Here is a 17294-nt window from a genome sequence, read left to right on the forward strand (position 1 = left end):
ATGATGCGCGCGGTGGACCAGATGGCGATCTGCGTGCCGGGCCCGCCGGATGCGCAAGGCCGCAGGGTCTATACCGCCGCCTCGGTGGACCGCGACCCGCCGCAAATCTCAGGCCTGCTGCAGGATGGCGACCCGTGCCGCGCGGATGAGGTGGTGGAGCAACCCGCCGGAATAAGCGGCAGCCCAGCCCTCCCCTCCCTCGCTTGGTATTTGCGATCGTTGGAGGAGGTGCTGCAATATCTCGGTGCGATCCAGCGGCGCGAGGAAGCGGGTGTGCCCTACCGCGTTCATATCCGCGCCGGGGCTCATCCACGCGCCGCCCTCCGGTTATTCCGGCTCTGGCGCGATCGGCCGCCGCTGGGCAGGTTTTCAGCCGCCTACCGTGGTGACCATTACTGGGTGGCCGAATATGATCATCAGGAAGACCTCACCTTGCATGTGCTCGCGCTGACAACGCAATTGCTCAACCTGCAGAAGGCGTCGGGCGATATCGCCACGGCGAATATGCTGCGTCTGGTGCGCTGACTACAGCTTCATCACCGCAAAGCCTGCCGCCTCAACCATCACGGCAAAGAACCGCTCCATGGCGTGCGCTGCCATGCCATCCACCTGGCCGAGTTCAGGCTCGAAGAGGTCATGCTCAGCCGATAGGCGGGCGCAGCCAGCCAAGGCCTCGGGCCGGAACCAGAACATGGTGCCGGCGAAAAAACCACGTATGGGCGCATTCTGCAGGCCCAGCAGGGCGCCAATCTCGCCCATGCGGGCTTCGCAGCGATCGATATGTTGGCGCTCAGCCAGGGACAGCCAGGCTTCGCTCGCCCCCGCCATGCCTATCCGTGATTCGACAAAGAAGCCCTCGGCAAGGCGGCTGAGCGCAGTCGGACCCAGCAGCCCATCCAGCAGCGCCCGCCGCCAAGCCTAACCATGGCCCAGATGGGTGGATTTCTTCGAGTGGATCTTGCAACCAAGGCGGTAGCCTCGCGCGCGGGCTACCTCCAGCGCCGCCAGAAAGGGCGCCACATCCCGCCCGCGATTGCGGCAGACCAGAATATGCACCGGCCGCAGCGCCGCGATCAGCCGCTCCAGCGCCGCCACCGGCCAAGCCTCCGGCACCGAGACGATGACATCAAGCGCCATGCGCTGCCGGGCCTGGGCGATCAGGTCGGCGAATTCATCGATCAGGTCTTCGTAGAAGATATGCAGGCAGACCACCGCATCGGCATTGCGGCCGGTGGGCATGGCCTGATTATACCGCTCCGCCCTCTCACGCAGCGCCGTGGCATCAAGCGCCAGTTCCGTCACCACATCGGCGATGGCGGCGAGGAAGCCATAGCCAAACCGCGCCTCAGGTTCGAGATGGGCACCCTGCCCCCAGGCATTCCAGGCATTGACGAAAACCAGCCTTCGCCCGGGTGGATAATGCGCGCTGACATGCGCCGCCGCGGCGCGCAGCCAGCGATGGAAGCCCATCGGCGTGGCGCCGATGAAACTATTGCCCCGGCCGGGCCGCCGCGCCTCGTCATCAAAGCCGGGCATCACCGCCGGGTAGCGCGATGGCCCAGATGGCGGGGGGGCGGCGAGACGGGCGACCTCGGCCGCCACCGCCTGTGCATAATCATAGACATGGCCCGAATATTCGCTGTTCAGCCAAAGCTGCGCCTGGGTGACCTCCGCCAGGTCCAGCCCCTGAGGCGGGGTGTCCACCACGCCATCAAGGCCGAGCGCCAGGGGGTCTGTCAGCCCAGCAGCGCAGGCCGCGAGGATGCGCAGCCCAGCAAGGCCCGCCGCGCTGGCCAGCGCGCGCCAGGCTGCCACCATCGCGGCGCAGTCGGGAATTTCCGCCGGGCGGGCCAGCAGCAGCAGCGGGCAGCCATCGAGGAGGCGATAGCGCGGGTCGCGCAGGGCCGGCAGCAATGCCGCGAAGGCCACGCCATGCTGGGGGCCATGCTGGGGGCCATGCTGGGGGACAGCGCCCGCAGGTTGAGCGCCAGCATGCGCCCAGCAGAGCAGGAAGGCCATTTCGATCATGGGTTCGGCCAGCAAATGCCGCAATGGTCCGGGCGGCAGGGACTGCTCGCCATGATGCAGAAAGCAGAAGGCCCCCACGCCATAAAGCCTCGCCATCGCCACCTGGCGGCGCAGCGTGGCCGGGTCGGCCTGGTCGTAGAAGCCCAACTCACCAGGCAGCCTGGGCTGCAACTGGCCCAGATAATGCGGCACCGCGCCGGCCACATCAGCCCATTCGGTGTGGCCCAGGCCACGGGCGGCATCGGTTTCGGCCGAGCGCTGCATCCCGGCGTGATAGAAGGCGATGATCTGCAAAGCGGCGGGATCATGCTGCGGGGCTGCGGCGCCAGGCGCGCCGTAATCGGGGGCGTGGCCGCCCTCGCGGCGGGCGAAGGCGGCCTGCCAGGCCTGGGCGTGGCGATGATCCGCCGCCGCCTCGCCAGGGGCTAGGCTGAGCGCGGTGAAACCAGGATCGATCACCTCAGGGCATTCTGCCTGCAAGGCGGCGCGCAGCCATTGGCGGGGGGTCTGGTCATGGCCGGCAGCGGCGCGCCATTCGCGCAGCGCCTCGGCCAAGGCTCTGGCAGGGGCTGCGAGCAAGCCCTCCATTGGCGAGGCGGCCGGCTCGAAGCGCAGCAGCCGCAGCCGCAGCAGGGCGAAGGTCACGGCGTTATCCGCGGGGTCAAAACGCAGCCGACGGACCAAGGACGTGGTCGCGAATTCACGAAACCAGAGATTGGCGCTGACTGGGCGAAGCTCCACCGCGCCGGCTTCACAATACCCCTCCCCCTCATCGATATACAGGGTCGGCGGCCCCACGAAATCCCGGCCATCGGCCACCTCAAAGAGCAGGCCATAATTGGCTGGGGGGAGTGGCCAGCCGGGCGCATCGGGGGCGAGTTCCAGTTGCGGGTCGGGGCCATCGGCGCTGAAACAGGCTAGGCCATACTGATGGCTGATGCGCATCCGCTCGCCCGGCAAGACGGCCAGGGGCACCTCGGTATAGGGCCGCCCAGCCGCGGCTGCGGGGGGCGCCAGCCGCGACACCCCCCGCCCCAGCATGGCGGCAATCTCGCGCTTGGCATGCGGATTATCCGGCTCCACCGCCAGACAGGCGAGATAGGCCTCGCGCGCTTCGGGCAGCATGCCGCGCAGCTTCAGGAGATGTCCGATTTGCAAATGAATATCGCCATCGGGCTGCGGCATATGGCCCAGAGCGGTGCGATAGGCGCTCTCGGCGGCGTCGAGCAGGCCCTGCTCCTTCAGCGCATGGCCATATTGCACCCAAATGGCAGCGAGCGCCGGGGCAATGGCCAGCGCCTGGGCATAGGCGCGGGCGGCCTCGGGCCATTGCCGCCGACGATTGGCGGCATCGCCCTCACCGACCAGGCGGGAGAGCTCGCCCAACCCCCGCAGCGCCTCGCGCGCGGACGAGAGCCGGGGGTCGAGGCGCAGCGCGGCATGGCAGTGCCGGATGGCCTCATCCCGCCGGCCGGCAGCGGCCTCGGCCAGGCCGGCATCAAGCGCCGCCTGCGCTGCGCCCTGATGATCGGCAAGCGGCAGCGCGGTGTCGCGCGCTGACGTGGCTTTGGTCATGCGGCATGACCCTCCTCGCCATCGCTCCTACACTATATTTTCTCAGGAGTAATGTTTCTGGGAATGCATGATCGTCGATAGCCTCCCACCCACGCAGAGCGGCGGGCGTTATCGGCTCCCTGACAGGAGCCGATGCCCAGATCTTCAGCCCAGTGCTGGGCTGGTTCTCACAATCAAGCCGCCTTCACCAAGCCACCATCATCGGCCAGCGCCTTGATGTGGTGATCCGCATCGCCGAACAGGCTGTCATTCATCGTCAGCCGCTTGAAGTAATGGCCACAGGCATATTCCATCGTCATGGCGATGCCACCATGCAACTGGATGCTTTGCTGGCCGACCAGCCGCGCCGAACGGCCAATCTGTACCTTCACCGCCGATGCACCTCGCCGGCGCTCATCGGCATCACTATCGGCCGCCGCCTGCACCGCGAAAAAGCTCATCGAGCGCGCCTGCTCCAAGGCCACCAGCATATCCGCCGCCCGGTGTTGCAGGGCCTGGAAGCTGCTGATGGGTTTGCCGAATTGCTGGCGCGTCTTCATGTAATCCAGCGTCATGGCATGGGCGATATCCATGCAGCCCACTGCCTCGAATGCCAGGGCGGCGATGGCCTCAGCCACCACGGCCTCGACCATGGGCAGCCCATCTTCGGCCACCAGGATGGCGGGCGCCTTGTCGAACTCCACCTCTGCTGCCCGGCCACCATCGACGGTGCGAAAGCCACGCGCGGTGGCGTGCTTGGCCTCCACCATGAAGACACCAATGCCACCATGGTCACGCTGGCCACCGGCATGGCGGGCGGTGACGAAGAAGCGGTCCGCGCTATCACCATGCAGCACCATGCCCTTGCGGCCGGTGATCACCCAGCCAGCACCCTCGCGCTTGGCCGTGGTCGCCACGTCGAAAAGGTCATAACGCGATTGCCGCTCCACCTGGGCGAAGGCCAGCTTGCATTCGCCGGCGGCAACCTGCGGCACCAATTCGCGGCGCAGCTCGGCGCTCGCGCGGCGCAAGAACCCGCCACCCAGCACCACAGTGCTGAACCAGGGCTCCAGCGCCAAGGCCTTGCCCATCTGCTCGGCTATCAGGCAGGTGTCGGTCAGGCCACCGCCAAAACCGCCATCCTCCTCGGCGAAGGGCAGGCCGAGCAAACCAAGCTCAGCATATTGCGCCCACATCGCCGTGCTCCACCCCTCGGCCGATTTGATATAGGCCTTGCGCTGCTCGAAGCCGTAGCCATCGGCAAACATCTTTCGCACGCTGTCGGCCAGCAGCGATTGGTCCTCGGTGAGGTCAAAATCCATTGTCTGTCAGAGCCCCAAAAACGCTTTTGCCATGATGTTGCGCTGGATCTCGTTCGACCCGCCATAAATGCTTTGCTTGCGCCAATTGAAATAGGTGCCGGCCAGGCCAAAGGCCCAATCAGGCGCCAGATCCCACTCATTCGAGCCTTCCTCATCCGGGTCACCATCCACCCAGGCATAGGGTCCGGCCGCCTTCATCAGCATCTCCGAGACACCTTGCTGAATCTCGGTGCCCTTGATCTTCAGCACCGAGGTGGCGGGGTTGGGCTTGCTGTCAGCACGCTTCATGTCCTGGGCGATGACGCGCATGACGGTCATCTCCAACGCCTTCAACTCCACCTCAATCTCAGTCATCTGCCGGCGGAAATCCGGGTCCTCGATCAAGGGGCGGCCGCCATCCATGCTCTCGCGCGCAATGATCTTCAGGCGGCGAATGCGTTCGCGGCTGGCACCAACACGGGCCTGGCCGAAGCGCTCATTGCCCAGCAGATACTTGGCGCAATCCCAGCCCTTATTCTCCTCGCCCACCAGGTTCTCCACCGGCACGCGCACATCATCGAAGAACACCTCATTCACCTCATGCCCCCCCTCAATCGTGATGATCGGGCGGACAGTGATGCCAGGCAGGTTCATCGGGCAGAGAATGAAGGAAATACCCTCCTGCTTCTTCGCCTCCGGATTGGTACGGCAGAGCAGGAAAATCCAATCGGCATGCTGGGCCAGCGTCGTCCAGGTCTTCTGGCCGTTGATCACCCACTCATTGCCATCACGCACCGCGCGGCACTTCAGGCCGGCAAGGTCTGACCCCGCGCCAGGCTCGGAAAAGCCCTGGCACCACCAATCATCCAAATTCGCCATGCGCGGCAGAAAACGCTGCTTTTGCGCCTCAGTGCCAAAGGCAATGATCACCGGGCCGCACATATTCACGTTGAAACCGAGCGGCGAGGGCGCGGGCGCCATCTGCAACTCTTCACGGAAAATGTATTTCTGCGCCGCCGACCAGCCAGGCCCACCCCATTGCACCGGCCATTCCGGCACCGCCCAACCCTTGGCATTCAGAATTTTCTGCCACTCCACCACCATCGCCTTGGTGGGCGACTTGCCCGCGACCAACCAGGCCCTGGTCGCCGCCGGCAGGCTGGCATCAATGAAAGCACGCACCTCGTGGCGGAAGGCAATCTCCTCCGCGGAAAAATTCAGGTCCATGTCAGGCTCCTTGGGAATGGGGTGAGGTGAAGTTTCGTGGGTGGCCCGCAAGGGGGCTTTGCCCCCCGACACCCCCCACCAGGGGCGACCCGCCCCTGGACCGTGGAAGAATATGTGTTGGGTGAGGGAGGGGGGCGGGTCGGGCGTGTCGCAAGGGCGGCGCAAACTGCCCCCCTCCCTCACCCAACACATCCCCCGGGATGCAGGGGCCTTTCGGCCCTTGCTGGGGGGGTTGGACATGTATGTCCAACGGGGGCAAAGCCCCCTGACGGGCCACTTGCGCCACCCCGCCCCACCCCATACTCAAGCGACCTTACGTGCGCCTGAGTTCGCGAAGGACCCGCCTTCCGCTGCGAGGCGTTCGATCAGCGCGCAGGGTTTGAGGTTGGGGTCATTGGTGGCGGCGGCGTATTGGGCGAGTTTGTCGCGCACGGCTTTGAGGCCCATGCGGTCGGCCCAGAACATCGGTCCACCGCGCCAGGCCGGCCAGCCGAAGCCGTTGCAGAAGATCACGTCGATATCGATCGCGCGCGAGGCGATGCCTTCTTCCAGGATCTTCGCACCTTCATTGACCATCGGCAGCAGCAGGCGTTCGAGGATTTCGCTATCCTCGATCTTGCGACGGCGCACCTGCGATTTCTCGGCGAGGTCAAGGATGGTGGCTTCGACGATGGGGTCCGGCAGGCGGGTGCGCTTTTCGTCATACATATACCAGCCCTTGCCGGTTTTCTGGCCGAAGCGGCCCAACGCCACCAGCGCGTCCGCGATGGGGGCGACGGTGCCGCGGGCGCGGCGCACGGCGGCGCCGATATCCAGCCCGGCAAGGTCACCCGTGGCGCAGGGCCCCATGGCCATACCGTAGCCTTCCATCACCCGGTCGATATCCTGCGGCAGCGCGCCTTCCATCAGCAGCGCTTCCATTTGCGGCCCGCGCTTGCCGGTGATGCGGTTGCCCACGAAGCCGTCGCAATTGCCCACCACCACATTCAGCTTGTTGATGCGCTTGCCCACATCCATCGCAGTCGCAATCGCCGCCATCGAGGAGGCGCTGCCACGCACAATCTCCAGCAGACGCATCACATTGGCGGGCGAGAAGAAATGCATCCCCACCACCAGTTCCGGCCGTTTGGTGGCTGAGGCAATGGCGTCGATATCCAGGGTGGAGGTGTTGGAGGCCAGCACCACGCCCGGCCGCGCCAGCGCATCGAGCTTGGCGAAGATCTCCTTCTTGGCGCCCATATCCTCATAGATCGCCTCGATCACCAGATCGGCATCCTTCACCACGTCGAGCGTGGTGGAGCCTTTGAGCAGCGCCTTGCGCTTCTCAAATTCGGCCTGGGAAAGTCGCCCCGAGGTGACGGTGCGTTCCCAATTGGCATGGCACTTGGCCAGGCCACGATCCAGCGCCTCTTGCGTCGTCTCCACCACCGTCACCGGCATGCCGACATTGGCGAAATTCATCGCGATGCCGCCGCCCATGGTGCCAGCCCCGATCACCACCGTGTTCTTCACCGGCAGCGGCTGGGTATCGGCGGGCATATCGGGCACGCGCTGGGCTTCACGCTCACCGAAGAAGATGTGGCGCAGCGCGAAGCTCTGCTCGCCTTCCACCAGGCGGGTGAATTGCTGACGTTCGACCAGCAGACCCTCATCAAAGGCGGCGGTGAGGGCGGCGCGCACCGCGGTCACGCAGCCTTTGGGGCTTTCCTGGCCGCGGGCGCGCTTGAGCAGTGCTGCGGCCGCAGCGTCAAAGGCGGCCATATCGGCGCCTTCGATCTTGTCACGACGGTTGCGCGCCAGGGTGAAGCTGCGGCCACTCTTCGCCGCCTCGCGGGCCCAGGCGATGGCGCCCTGCTCCAGATCGCCATCGATCACGGCATCGATAAAGCCAAGCTTGAGGGCCTCGCCCGCCCGCACCGGCTCGCCGGTCACGATGATCTTCAGCGCAGCCTCGCCGCCGATTAGGCGCGGCAGGCGCTGGGTGCCGCCCGCGCCGGGCACGAAGCCGCGCTTGACTTCGGGCAGGCCAAGCTGGGCCGAGGCCAGGGCCACGCGGGCATGGCAGGCCAGCGCCACTTCCAGCCCGCCGCCGAGCGCGCTGCCATGGATGGCGGCCACAATGGGGATCTTGCTGTTCTCGATCGCGTCAAACACCTCGGGCAGCGAGGGCGGCTGGCGGGGCTTGTTGAACTCGGTCATTTCGGCGCCGGCGGAGAACATCCGCCCCGTGCCGATCAGCACAATCGCCCGCGCCCCCTCGCGTGTGCAGCGCTGAATGCCGGCCAGCAGCCCCGCGCGCACGCCGGTGCGCAGGGTATTGACTGGCGGATTGGCAATCCGCAGCACATGCACATCGCCATCAAAGGCGTGCTCAACAAATTGCGCGTCGTCCTGCATGGGCGCTGGTCCTTCCGTCCCGAAACTTCTTGTTGGACGCATGACAAGCCGCGCGGCCGCACCTGTCAACCACGCCAGCCCAGATGGGTTATCGCTGAGCGGCCAGTGCAGCCTGGGCCTGGGCAAAGCCGCGCCTGGAGAGCGGCAGCGTGATCTCACGCTGGCTCGCATCTTGGAAAATGAGGCGGGCACCCGAAGGTTCGGCACGCAAACGGCGCATCAGCGCGTCATCAGCCTCGATGGTGGCAAAGCAGGCCTGTGGCACGCAGCGCTGATATTGCAGCAGAATCGGCGTAGCATCGAGTACGAGGCGCACCCCCGCCGGCAATTGCACATCGAGCGGCAAAAACGCCGTGACGAGCAAAGGCGCCTGTGGGTTGACCCGGCCCAGAACGATCGCCGCCAATGGCCGGCGTTCCTGATTGGACAGCGTGGTCGCCACTTCGCAATTGCGCGGCGGGCCCACCACACATCGCAGCGACCAATCGCCAAAGCTGGCCACTGTGCGATCCTGCGCCATGGCGGGCATGGCCGTCAGCACGGCCAAAAGGCACGCCATTACAATCCGCTCGCGCATCAGCCGTATCGCCCCTTGGTTCAGCCCAGAATGGCCAGCAGCTTGGAAAGCTTCGGCACCGCTTCCAATTCGGCGCGGCCCGTCCGCTCGAAGGCCTTGTATTCTCTCTCGATGAAATCTTCCAGCGGGAGATGGTTCGTCTCGCCCCTTGGGCCGTGTTTGAACACCGTGCTGCCCTCCAGCCCCAGGCGCCGGGCCAATGGCGGCAGGAGCGGATGCGCCGCATGCATCGCCAGGTCATCGATGATCGCATCGGGGTCGATTGTCGCGCGCTCATCCACCAGGCCGGCCATGCGGCACATCGCCAGGCCCAGATCGGCGAAGGCCCAGCTCTTAGGATGGTTGAGGCTGTGCATGAAGCAGCCGCGCGCCATCCAACGGTCGAAGAAATGGTCAATGCCGATATTGAAATGCGCGAAGAGTTCAACGGCTAGGGCCCGCTCATGCGCGAAGGTCTCGAAATAGCCCAGGCGGCCGAAGACCAGCGCATTGTACAGCGCCATGGTCTGCCGCACCGAACGGCCAGTGAGGAAACCTCCGATAGCGATGCGCGAATGGTAATGATGGGTGGGCCCGTCAAGAAAGCCCGAAGCCGTCGTGATATAGACCGTATCGGGGTGAAAGCCGGCAAAGCTGAAACTCGGCAGGATCGTCAGCACCCGCACGCTGGCGGCCAGCCTATCGGTGGCCAGGGGCCCCATCTCGTCAGGCATGAAGATCGACAGCACATGGTCGCAGGCGGCGCAGGAGGCCGCCACCGCCTCACGCGTCATTGGATCGGCCATATGGCCGACATCATAATTCTCCACCACGGCCGAGGGCAGGGCATGGCGGACCACATCGCCCAACATCCTGTTCTGGCAAGTGAACACGATGCCAATCTTCATGGCCCCGGCCCCGTGGCCAATAGATCCTCCTCGCAAATGATCCTGGCGCGGGCGTCATAGGCCGCCCGCTCCTCATCGCTGAGGGGGGAAGCGGCGGCGTTCAGCGATGGGGCGGGCATGGCGGCAGGTACAGCCGCCGCGGCCTCGCCCCCGCTCAGCATATGCCGGTTGAACAGCGCCATGACCTGCGCCACCCCCAGCGGGCTGACCGAACGCAGATCGGCCTCAAAGGCCCCGGGGGCATTCATCGGTGCGGTCACGATCTCATAGGAGGAAAAATAGCAGACCCGTGCATAGCGTTCGCGCATCATCTCGGCCGCGAGCCGAAGCGTGGCCTTGCTCAGCGTATTGCTGATCATCACATGGCGCGGCTCATAAGTCGCGGCCAGCGCCACCGGCGAGACGGTGAAGATGAAGCGAACCTGCGGGTTGACCATGCAGATATCGGCCAGGACCTCTTCCAGATCCTGCCAAATCTCGTTCAGGCAGAAATTATGGAACGACGCCGCGCTGGCGCCCTGGGTGACACCCAGCACGCCCGGGGGCACCGGCAGCGCCATGCCATCCTCGCTCAACCATGCCTCGGTCAGTCCAAGGGTGAAGATGAACACCGTGCAGGTTTCGAACATCTCCCGCACGGCGGCGAAATGCGCCTCGCGCGCATCGCTTACCGCCCCGGCACTGGCCAGGCCAAGCCCGCCCTCGCCCAGCATCTGCGGCCGAAACGGGTCAACATAGCACCCGCTCGGCAGCCGCCAGACCGCGTCGCGCGGCCGCACCAGCCCATAGGCACGCAGCAGCAACTGCCGCAATTGCCGGGCGGTGTAGATATTGCCAAAGCGCGCCGAGAAGGGGCTGTCACCCTCGCCCACCTCGGTTTGCAGAAAATTGAAGCCGGCGCCGGCCAGGTTGCGGGCAATATGTTGGGCGAAACATGAACCGGCAGCGGCCACACGGTCCTGCGGGCCAATCCGGAAGGGCAATTCGCCCACCGGATCAAAGCCGCCCCCGGCCAAGCCGGTGGCCCCGGCATGGCAGACGGATGCACGCCAGAAATGCCGCGCCGGCAAGGAGCGGTATGGGTGCTCCTGCATGGCTCAGCGCCCCGACGGCCTGGCCGCCACCATTGGATGAGCGCCTACCAACGGCGGGTTGGGCCGCAATCGAGATGGATGAAACCATCGCGCCGATACAGCCCCACACCGCCCAACTGCATCTCCGCCGCGACCCGGGCCAGTTGCAGCGAGGCTCGGCCGGGCAGTTGCACATCCGCCGCCATGCCCGACATATGCAGCGAGACGCGGCTGACACGGCGCGATTGCCGGGCGCGAGCGGCATTGGTCTCGGGCGCGCGGTAGCCGGAAATCACCAGCCAATTCTCATCCGAACCCATCCGGGCCTGCACCGCGGCCAGCACGTCGAATAGCCGCGGGTCCATCGGCGTGGCCTCCTCCATGCCGGGGTCGCGCAGCACCCAATCCAGTTGGCGCAGCGCCTGGCTCTCATAGCGCCCATCGCGCCAATAAACGCCTTGGAAATTCTCGCCCGTCTGCACCCGGCGAACCCCCAGCGCGCGCGCGCCACCGCCCAAGGCCTGCGCCACGGCCGGCGCGGCGGCCAGGGAGGCCGCGGCCACGCCACCGACGGCAGCGGCGAAGAGCCCGCGCCGGCCCAGCGCCGGCTGGCCCTCACAAGCCGCGTCCTGCGCCTCACAAGCCGGGCAGGAATGGCTCCAGGGAGACCGGAAGAGGCCCATACTCAAGCCCTCGCCGCCATGGGCCGGGCGGGGCCGCGCTCCATGGCGCGCCAATAGGCCTCGTCATGGCCATAAAGATCAGGGCGAATACGCACCAGGCCATTTTCAACCACGGTGGTGCGATAGATCAGCCGCACGCTGGGCTGCCGGCGCAGGGCAATGCCAAAGGTGCGCCCATCGCTCACGCTGCGGGCCATGCGGTTGCGGTCCCAGCCCTCCATCCCTTCAACCGCCATGGCCAGGAAATCCATCGGCCGGCCGAGGCGCACGCAGCCCGAGGAGAAGGCGCGTTCGGAGCGGCCAAAGAGATGCCGCTCGGGCGTGTCATGCATGAAGATATCTTCGCTATTGGGCATGACGAATTTGATCCGGCCCAGAGCATTCGCCTCGCCTGGATCCTGGCGCATGGTGAAGGGGAAATTGGTGCGGCTGTAATTGCGCCACTCCACCGTGGTGGGGTCAACCTCCACCTGCTCGCCATCCACCCGCTGGAAGATACGGGTGCCGTTGCGGACCAATGCCAGAGGGTTGCGCTGCAGCAGGGGCAGCTTGTCCTCCACCGCATTGCGCACCGGCACCCCCCAGGGCGGGTTGAACTGCACGGAGGTCAGCCGGGTGGTGAGCAGCGGCGTGGCGCGCTGCGGCCGGCCGATAATCACCGGCATCTCGAGCACGACCTTCTGCCCCTCATACACATGCAGCATGAAATCGGGGATATTGACCTCGATGCGGCGCTCACGGCCGGGCTCCGGCGCGGCGCGGCGCAGATCCATGGCGATGCTCAGCGCGCGCACATCCATCGATGCCGTGCGGTTGAGCGCCATCTGGGTGCCCGCACCCACCCGGCCATCCGCCTCAAGCCCGGCGGCATTCTGGAAGCGACGCACCGCCTCGGCCAGCACCTCATCATACATATTGGGCTCGGCCACCGGCGCAGCCGCCACCACCGGGTCAGTCGCAGCAAGGCGGGCGCGCAGCGCCGGCACACGCTCAGAAAAACGGCCGGGCTCGATAATGCCGCCGGTGGGCACGGCGGGTAGTGCGCCGCGGGCCTCGCGCGCGCGCGCCTCAGCCATCGCGGCGCGCAGCGCGGCCTGGCCTGCTGGCAGATCGGCGGCGCGACTGATCACCTGGGCCGGCTCGGCGCTGCCGGCCAATTCACTCATCCAGCCATTGAGCGGCAAAGCGGGCGTGTCGCGGCGAATATCAACCCGCCCCGGCGGGGCCATGGCGCGGCCATGCAGCAGGTCAGTCAGCGCCTGGCGGGCGGCATTATGGGTGGCGGATTGGAAGCCGGCCGGGTCACTCATCGCCGCCTCACGCGCGGGCAGGCCGTACCAGGTAGGGTCGAGCCCATCAGCATCCAGGCCGCGCAGGCGCTCATGCAAACGCATGATAGGCTCAGGCACGGCGGACCATTCTGCGCGGGCGGGCCGGGCCACACTGAAAGCCAGCGCCGCAGCACTTCCCAGCATCAGGCGGCGGTCAAGTTTGGTGGAGGGCATAGGCAACTACCTTTGCAACCGGAGGCTCAATGCGACCGCAGGGCTGAAAAAATACCAGCCCCAAGGCGGAATACCGCGATTCACCCCACAGCGCCAAGTGTTGACGTGTAACGCGCTGATAAGAGAGGCTCTGGAAATGGAAACAACAGCCCCCATAGCCGCCGCCGCCCTCAGGGCGAATTCCAGCCTCGATGCGGCTTTGGCCGATGCCCATGCCCGCTACGCCGCCGCCCGGCCGCGCAGCGCGGAAATCCACGCCAAAGCCCGCGCCTCACTGGCCGGGGGCAATACCCGCTCGGTGCTGTTCTACGCCCCCTTCCCCACCGCCATGGCGCGGGGCGAGGCGGCGCGGCTTTATGATATGGATGGCCGCGAATACATCGACGCCCTGGGCGAATACACGGCGGGATTGTTTGGCCATTCGGAGGCGAGGATCATCACTGCGGTAAAGGCCGCGCTCGATGGCGGCATCAACCTCGCTGCGGTGGGCGAGAAGGAGGGCGATTTCGCCGCCCTGCTCTGCGCCCGCTTCCCCGCGCTGGAATTGGTGCGCTTCACCAATAGCGGCACTGAGGCGAATATGATGGCGCTCGCCGCCGCGCGCGGCTTCACCGGCCGCAATGACGTGATGGTGGCACGCGGTGGCTATCATGGCGGGGTGATGACCTTCGCCAGCGAGAAAAACGCGGTGAATGTCCCCCTGCCGCTGCATTTCATGGATTACAATGATGCTGCAGGGGCGGCGACGCAAATTCGCGCATTGGGGCCGCAATTGGGCGCGGTGCTGGTGGAGCCCATGCTGGGCTCGGGCGGCTGCATACCGGCCAGGCGGGCATTCCTCGCTGCCCTGCGCGAGGCCTGCTCGGAAACCGGCGCCCTGCTGATCTTCGATGAGGTGATGACCTCCCGCCACAGCGAGGGCGGCATGCAGGCGCTGCTGGGCGTCACGCCGGATTTGACCACATTGGGCAAATACATCGCCGGCGGCATGAGCTTTGGCGCCTTTGGCGGCGCCGCCGATATCATGGCGGTGTTCGATGGCCATAAGCCCGGCGCCCTGCCGCATGCGGGCACCTTCAACAACAATGTCTGGTCGATGGCGGCCGGCTGCGTGGCGATGGGCGAGATCTTCCTTGGCCCGGTGGTGGGCGCGCTATTTGCCCGGGGTGAGGCGCTGCGCGCGGGCCTGAACGCAGCCTGCGCAGGGCTGCCCATGCAATTCACCGGCCTGGGCAGCATGATGAGCGTGCATTTCCGCGAGGGCCAAATCGAGCGCCCCTACAAGGCCAGCCCGCGTGACGAGGCGCTGCGCGAATTGTTCTTCTTCGACATGCTCGAAGCCGGGATTTACATCGCCCGGCGCGGCATGATGGCGCTGAGCCTGCCGATCACCGACGCGGACACCGCCGCCATCACGGCCGCGGTGCGCGAATTCGCAGCGCTGCGGCGGCCACTGCTGACCGCCGGGTGATCACCGCGGGGCCGACCAGACAGACGCCCGCACCGCCGAGGCCGCCAGCACGCCATAGGCGGTGATGCCCAGCGCCACGGCGAGAAAATGCCCTTCAATGCCCATGCCCAGCTCATTGGCCAGGAGATGGCCGCCCAGCACCGCAATGCCCAGGCGTGATAGCCCCGCCACCACCGGCCAGCGCATCCGCCCAGCCCCCATGGCCGCGAAATACATCGCCATACCCAGGCCAAAACCGGCAAAGGCGGGGCCGATAAAGGCCAGCGCCAGGCCTGCAATGGCCTGCACCTCGGCATCGGAGGCAAAAAACCCGGCAAAACGCTGCGGCGCCAGCGCCACCGACAGCCCCACCACAGCGCAGACCAAAAAGGCCATGCCACCACCCACCCAGGCGGTGCGCCGGGCCAATTCCCAATTGCCCGCACCCGCCGCGCGGCCCACCAGCGCGGTGAGCGCCGAGCCCACGCCAAAGGCCAGCGGGATCATCAGAAATTCCAGCCGGGCCGAGACGCCATAGGCCGCCACCGCCACCGGGCCATAGGATTTCAACTGCGCGGTGACCAAAATGGTGGTGAGATTGGCCACCGTCGCCAAGGCGCAAGCCACCGCCCCCACCGCCAAAATCCGGCGGAACAGGGCCGCCTGAAACGGCACAAGCAGGCTAGGCCGAAAACCCGCCGCCCCGCGCATCACCACCCAGCCCATCATCAGCGCCGCCCCCCACATGGCCAGGCCAAAGCCCAGCCCCAGGCCTGCCATGCCCAGGCCCAGGGGCTCGGCCAGCAGCCAGCCCAGGGCGGGGAAGACCAGCCAGGCCATGGAATTGATCCGCGCCGCCAGCCCATGCCGCCCCGCGCCGCGCAGCACCGAGGCCAAGGTATTGGCCAGCCAGGCCGGCACCGCCCCCAGGCCAAAAAACGCGACGGCATAAGGCACAGCCTCAGCAGCCGCCTCCGGCCCACCAATCGCGGTGAAAATGGGCCGAGGGAACACGACCATGGCCAGGATGAAAGCCGCAGCGAAGAGCATGGCGATGGTGAGTGCATGCAGCACCATCGCGCTCGCCTCATCCGGCCGCTTCGCCCCCAGCGCGCGGGCGATGGCCGAGACCACGCCGCCTCCCATCGCTCCCGCACTCATCTGGCCCAGCAGCAGGGTGAAGGGCAGCACCACGGCGTAACCGGCCAGCGCCTCCCGCCCCAGCCTGGCTGCGACCACCGTCTCCACCAGCACCGCCCCGGCTTGCAGCAGCGACTGCATGGTGGTGGGCACAGCAAGGGTCAAAATGGCGCCGGCCACGGAGGCATAACCCAGCCGGGGGGCGGCGGCACTCACGCGAAGCGCTCCGGCGCGAAGGCCGCCAGTGATGTGTTCGGCGTGGGCCCCAGCATGGCACTCGCCAGCAGCGCCCCGGTGGGGGCCGAGCCGGTGAGGCCGAGATGGCCATGACCAAAGGCGCACCACAGCCCTGGCCATTTCGCCACGGGGCCGATCACCGGCAGGCTATCGGGCAGGCAGGGCCGGTGGCCCATCCAGAACCCCTCGCAGCCGGCGGTGGAAATGCCCGGAAAAACCCGCGCCGCATCCGCCAGCAGATAGGCCGCCCGCTTGGGGTTGGGTTTGCGCTCCAGCCCGCCGAATTCGACCGTGCCGGCAATCCGCAGCCCCATCTCCATCGGGGTGAAAAACGCCTTTCGGTCCGCCGCCACCACCGGGCGGCTGAGGTTCAAACCCGGCTTGGGCAGCATCACATGATAGCCGCGCTGGCTCTCCAGCGGGATGGCATAGCCCAGCGGCCGCAACAATTGGGTGGACCAGGCGCCAGCGGCCAGCACGGTGTATTCGCCATGCAGCGGGCCGGCATCGGTCGCCACGCCGGTCACCCGCCCGCCCTCGGTGATCAAGGCCTGGGCGCGGCCGCGCAGCACCACCCCACCCATGCGGGCCACGCCACGGGCAAAGCTCTCGGCATGCCGCCGCGGGTTGGTGGAAAACCCTTGATCGGGCGAATAGACGCCCAGCTGATAGGCATCCGAAAGCCCCGGCTGGAAGGCATGCAGCGCCGCGCCGCGCAGGATTTCGATCTTCTGGCCATATTGCTCACGCAGCGTCCAACCGGCTGCATCCTTGGCGAAATGCTTGTCGTCGAAATAGACCTGCAACTGGCCATCACCACGCAGCAGATCCAAAGCCCCCTCCTCGGCCAGCATGGCGCGGTGGTGTTCCACGGCGCTGTAATGCAGTTGCGACAGCGCATGGGCGATTTCCGCCACCCGGGCCGGGCGGGCACTGGCGACAAAGCGCGCCAGCCAGGGCAGCAGCCGGGGCAGATAATCGGGCGGGATGCGCAGCGCCCCGGCGGGATTGAGCAGCATGCCCGGCACCTGGCGCAACACGCCAGGCATCGCCAATGGCGCAACCGAGCCGCTAGAAACCGCGCCAGCATTGCCCGAGGAGGCGCCGGAGGCCGGGTCCTCAGGGTCCAGCACCGTCACCTCGCCGCCCGATTTCGCCAAATGCCAGGCGACAGCGAGGCCGACGACGCCGGCGCCGATGACGATGATGCGGGGTTTGTCTTGCATGGCATGCAT

General features: G+C 66.6%; 14 protein-coding genes. 2 read left to right on the plus strand and 12 right to left on the minus strand.

Annotation, left to right across the window (positions count from 1 at the left end):
* Positions 1-525: a hypothetical protein gene (locus ABWP84_RS07105; RefSeq protein WP_353211317.1), complete on the plus strand. Its 525-nt coding sequence runs from the start codon at positions 1-3 to the stop codon at positions 523-525.
* On the opposite strand, the gene ABWP84_RS07110 is transcribed toward ABWP84_RS07105, so the two are convergent.
* From ABWP84_RS07110 to ABWP84_RS07155, 10 genes are all read right to left on the minus strand, one after another.
* Complete coding sequence (locus ABWP84_RS07110; protein ID WP_353211318.1) at positions 526-759, minus strand: rhamnan synthesis F family protein; 234 nt, start codon at positions 757-759, stop codon at positions 526-528.
* A gap of 159 nt (positions 760-918) precedes the next feature.
* Positions 919-3603 carry a glycoside hydrolase family 99-like domain-containing protein gene (locus ABWP84_RS07115; protein ID WP_353211319.1) on the minus strand — a complete coding sequence of 895 codons (2685 nt, stop codon included), beginning with the start codon at positions 3601-3603 and terminating at the stop codon, positions 919-921.
* A 173-nt stretch (positions 3604-3776) separates the two neighbouring features.
* On the minus strand, positions 3777-4904 hold the full coding sequence (locus tag ABWP84_RS07120) for an acyl-CoA dehydrogenase family protein (RefSeq protein WP_353211320.1): 1128 nt from the start codon (positions 4902-4904) through the stop codon (positions 3777-3779).
* A 6-nt stretch (positions 4905-4910) separates the two neighbouring features.
* Entirely contained in the window at positions 4911-6110 is a 1200-nt protein-coding gene (locus tag ABWP84_RS07125) for an acyl-CoA dehydrogenase family protein (RefSeq protein WP_353211321.1), read from the minus strand.
* Between the two features lie 303 nt (positions 6111-6413).
* Complete coding sequence (locus ABWP84_RS07130) at positions 6414-8507, minus strand: 3-hydroxyacyl-CoA dehydrogenase NAD-binding domain-containing protein (protein ID WP_353211322.1); 2094 nt, start codon at positions 8505-8507, stop codon at positions 6414-6416.
* A gap of 88 nt (positions 8508-8595) precedes the next feature.
* Complete coding sequence (locus ABWP84_RS07135) at positions 8596-9084, minus strand: invasion associated locus B family protein (RefSeq protein ID WP_353211323.1); 489 nt, start codon at positions 9082-9084, stop codon at positions 8596-8598.
* Between the two features lie 20 nt (positions 9085-9104).
* Positions 9105-9971 carry a WcbI family polysaccharide biosynthesis putative acetyltransferase gene (locus ABWP84_RS07140; protein ID WP_353211324.1) on the minus strand — a complete coding sequence of 289 codons (867 nt, stop codon included), beginning with the start codon at positions 9969-9971 and terminating at the stop codon, positions 9105-9107.
* Positions 9968-11065 carry a GSCFA domain-containing protein gene (locus ABWP84_RS07145; RefSeq protein WP_353211325.1) on the minus strand — a complete coding sequence of 366 codons (1098 nt, stop codon included), beginning with the start codon at positions 11063-11065 and terminating at the stop codon, positions 9968-9970. The genes ABWP84_RS07140 and ABWP84_RS07145 overlap by 4 nt, the downstream gene beginning before the upstream one ends.
* A 44-nt stretch (positions 11066-11109) precedes the next feature.
* The gene (locus tag ABWP84_RS07150; protein ID WP_353211346.1) at positions 11110-11727 is read right to left on the minus strand and encodes a DUF882 domain-containing protein; all 618 of its coding nucleotides are present in this window, start codon (positions 11725-11727) and stop codon (positions 11110-11112) included.
* Positions 11728-11729: 2 nt separating this feature from the next.
* Positions 11730-13232, minus strand: coding sequence for a L,D-transpeptidase family protein (locus tag ABWP84_RS07155; protein WP_353211326.1), 1503 nt, complete (start codon positions 13230-13232; stop codon positions 11730-11732).
* A gap of 136 nt (positions 13233-13368) precedes the next feature.
* On the opposite strand from ABWP84_RS07155, the gene ABWP84_RS07160 reads away from it, so the two are divergent.
* A complete protein-coding gene (locus ABWP84_RS07160) occupies positions 13369-14703 on the plus strand; it encodes an aminotransferase class III-fold pyridoxal phosphate-dependent enzyme (protein ID WP_353211327.1) in 1335 nt (444 codons plus the stop codon).
* Here ABWP84_RS07160 and ABWP84_RS07165 read toward each other — a convergent pair whose 3' ends face one another.
* Together ABWP84_RS07165 and ABWP84_RS07170 are read right to left on the minus strand one after the other, a co-directional pair.
* On the minus strand, positions 14704-16038 hold the full coding sequence (locus tag ABWP84_RS07165) for an MATE family efflux transporter (RefSeq protein ID WP_353211328.1): 1335 nt from the start codon (positions 16036-16038) through the stop codon (positions 14704-14706).
* The gene (locus tag ABWP84_RS07170; RefSeq protein WP_353211329.1) at positions 16035-17285 is read right to left on the minus strand and encodes an FAD-dependent oxidoreductase; all 1251 of its coding nucleotides are present in this window, start codon (positions 17283-17285) and stop codon (positions 16035-16037) included. Before ABWP84_RS07170 ends, ABWP84_RS07165 begins: the two co-directional genes overlap by 4 nt.
* Positions 17286-17294 lie beyond the last annotated feature (9 nt).

The sequence above is a fragment of the Rhodovarius sp. genome, from assembly GCF_040399605.1.
GTDB classification, from domain to species: Bacteria; Pseudomonadota; Alphaproteobacteria; order Acetobacterales; family Acetobacteraceae; genus Rhodovarius; species Rhodovarius crocodyli_A.

Bases quoted from the DNA above. Each gene is read 5' to 3' on its own strand.
- ABWP84_RS07150 (WP_353211346.1), bottom strand. From the start codon at position 11,727: ATGGGCCTCTTCCGGTCTCCCTGGAGCCATTCCTGCCCGGCTTGTGAG.
- ABWP84_RS07135 (WP_353211323.1), bottom strand. From the start codon at position 9,084: ATGCGCGAGCGGATTGTAATGGCGTGCCTTTTGGCCGTGCTGACGGCC.
- ABWP84_RS07115 (WP_353211319.1), bottom strand. From the start codon at position 3,603: ATGACCAAAGCCACGTCAGCGCGCGACACCGCGCTGCCGCTTGCCGAT.
- ABWP84_RS07160 (WP_353211327.1), top strand. From the start codon at position 13,369: ATGGAAACAACAGCCCCCATAGCCGCCGCCGCCCTCAGGGCGAATTCC.
- ABWP84_RS07170 (WP_353211329.1), bottom strand. From the start codon at position 17,285: ATGCAAGACAAACCCCGCATCATCGTCATCGGCGCCGGCGTCGTCGGC.
- ABWP84_RS07140 (WP_353211324.1), bottom strand. From the start codon at position 9,971: ATGAAGATTGGCATCGTGTTCACTTGCCAGAACAGGATGTTGGGCGAT.
- ABWP84_RS07120 (WP_353211320.1), bottom strand. From the start codon at position 4,904: ATGGATTTTGACCTCACCGAGGACCAATCGCTGCTGGCCGACAGCGTG.
- ABWP84_RS07145 (WP_353211325.1), bottom strand. From the start codon at position 11,065: ATGCAGGAGCACCCATACCGCTCCTTGCCGGCGCGGCATTTCTGGCGT.
- ABWP84_RS07125 (WP_353211321.1), bottom strand. From the start codon at position 6,110: ATGGACCTGAATTTTTCCGCGGAGGAGATTGCCTTCCGCCACGAGGTG.
- ABWP84_RS07130 (WP_353211322.1), bottom strand. From the start codon at position 8,507: ATGCAGGACGACGCGCAATTTGTTGAGCACGCCTTTGATGGCGATGTG.
- ABWP84_RS07155 (WP_353211326.1), bottom strand. From the start codon at position 13,232: ATGCCCTCCACCAAACTTGACCGCCGCCTGATGCTGGGAAGTGCTGCG.
- ABWP84_RS07105 (WP_353211317.1), top strand. From the start codon at position 1: ATGATGCGCGCGGTGGACCAGATGGCGATCTGCGTGCCGGGCCCGCCG.
- ABWP84_RS07110 (WP_353211318.1), bottom strand. From the start codon at position 759: ATGGGCGAGATTGGCGCCCTGCTGGGCCTGCAGAATGCGCCCATACGT.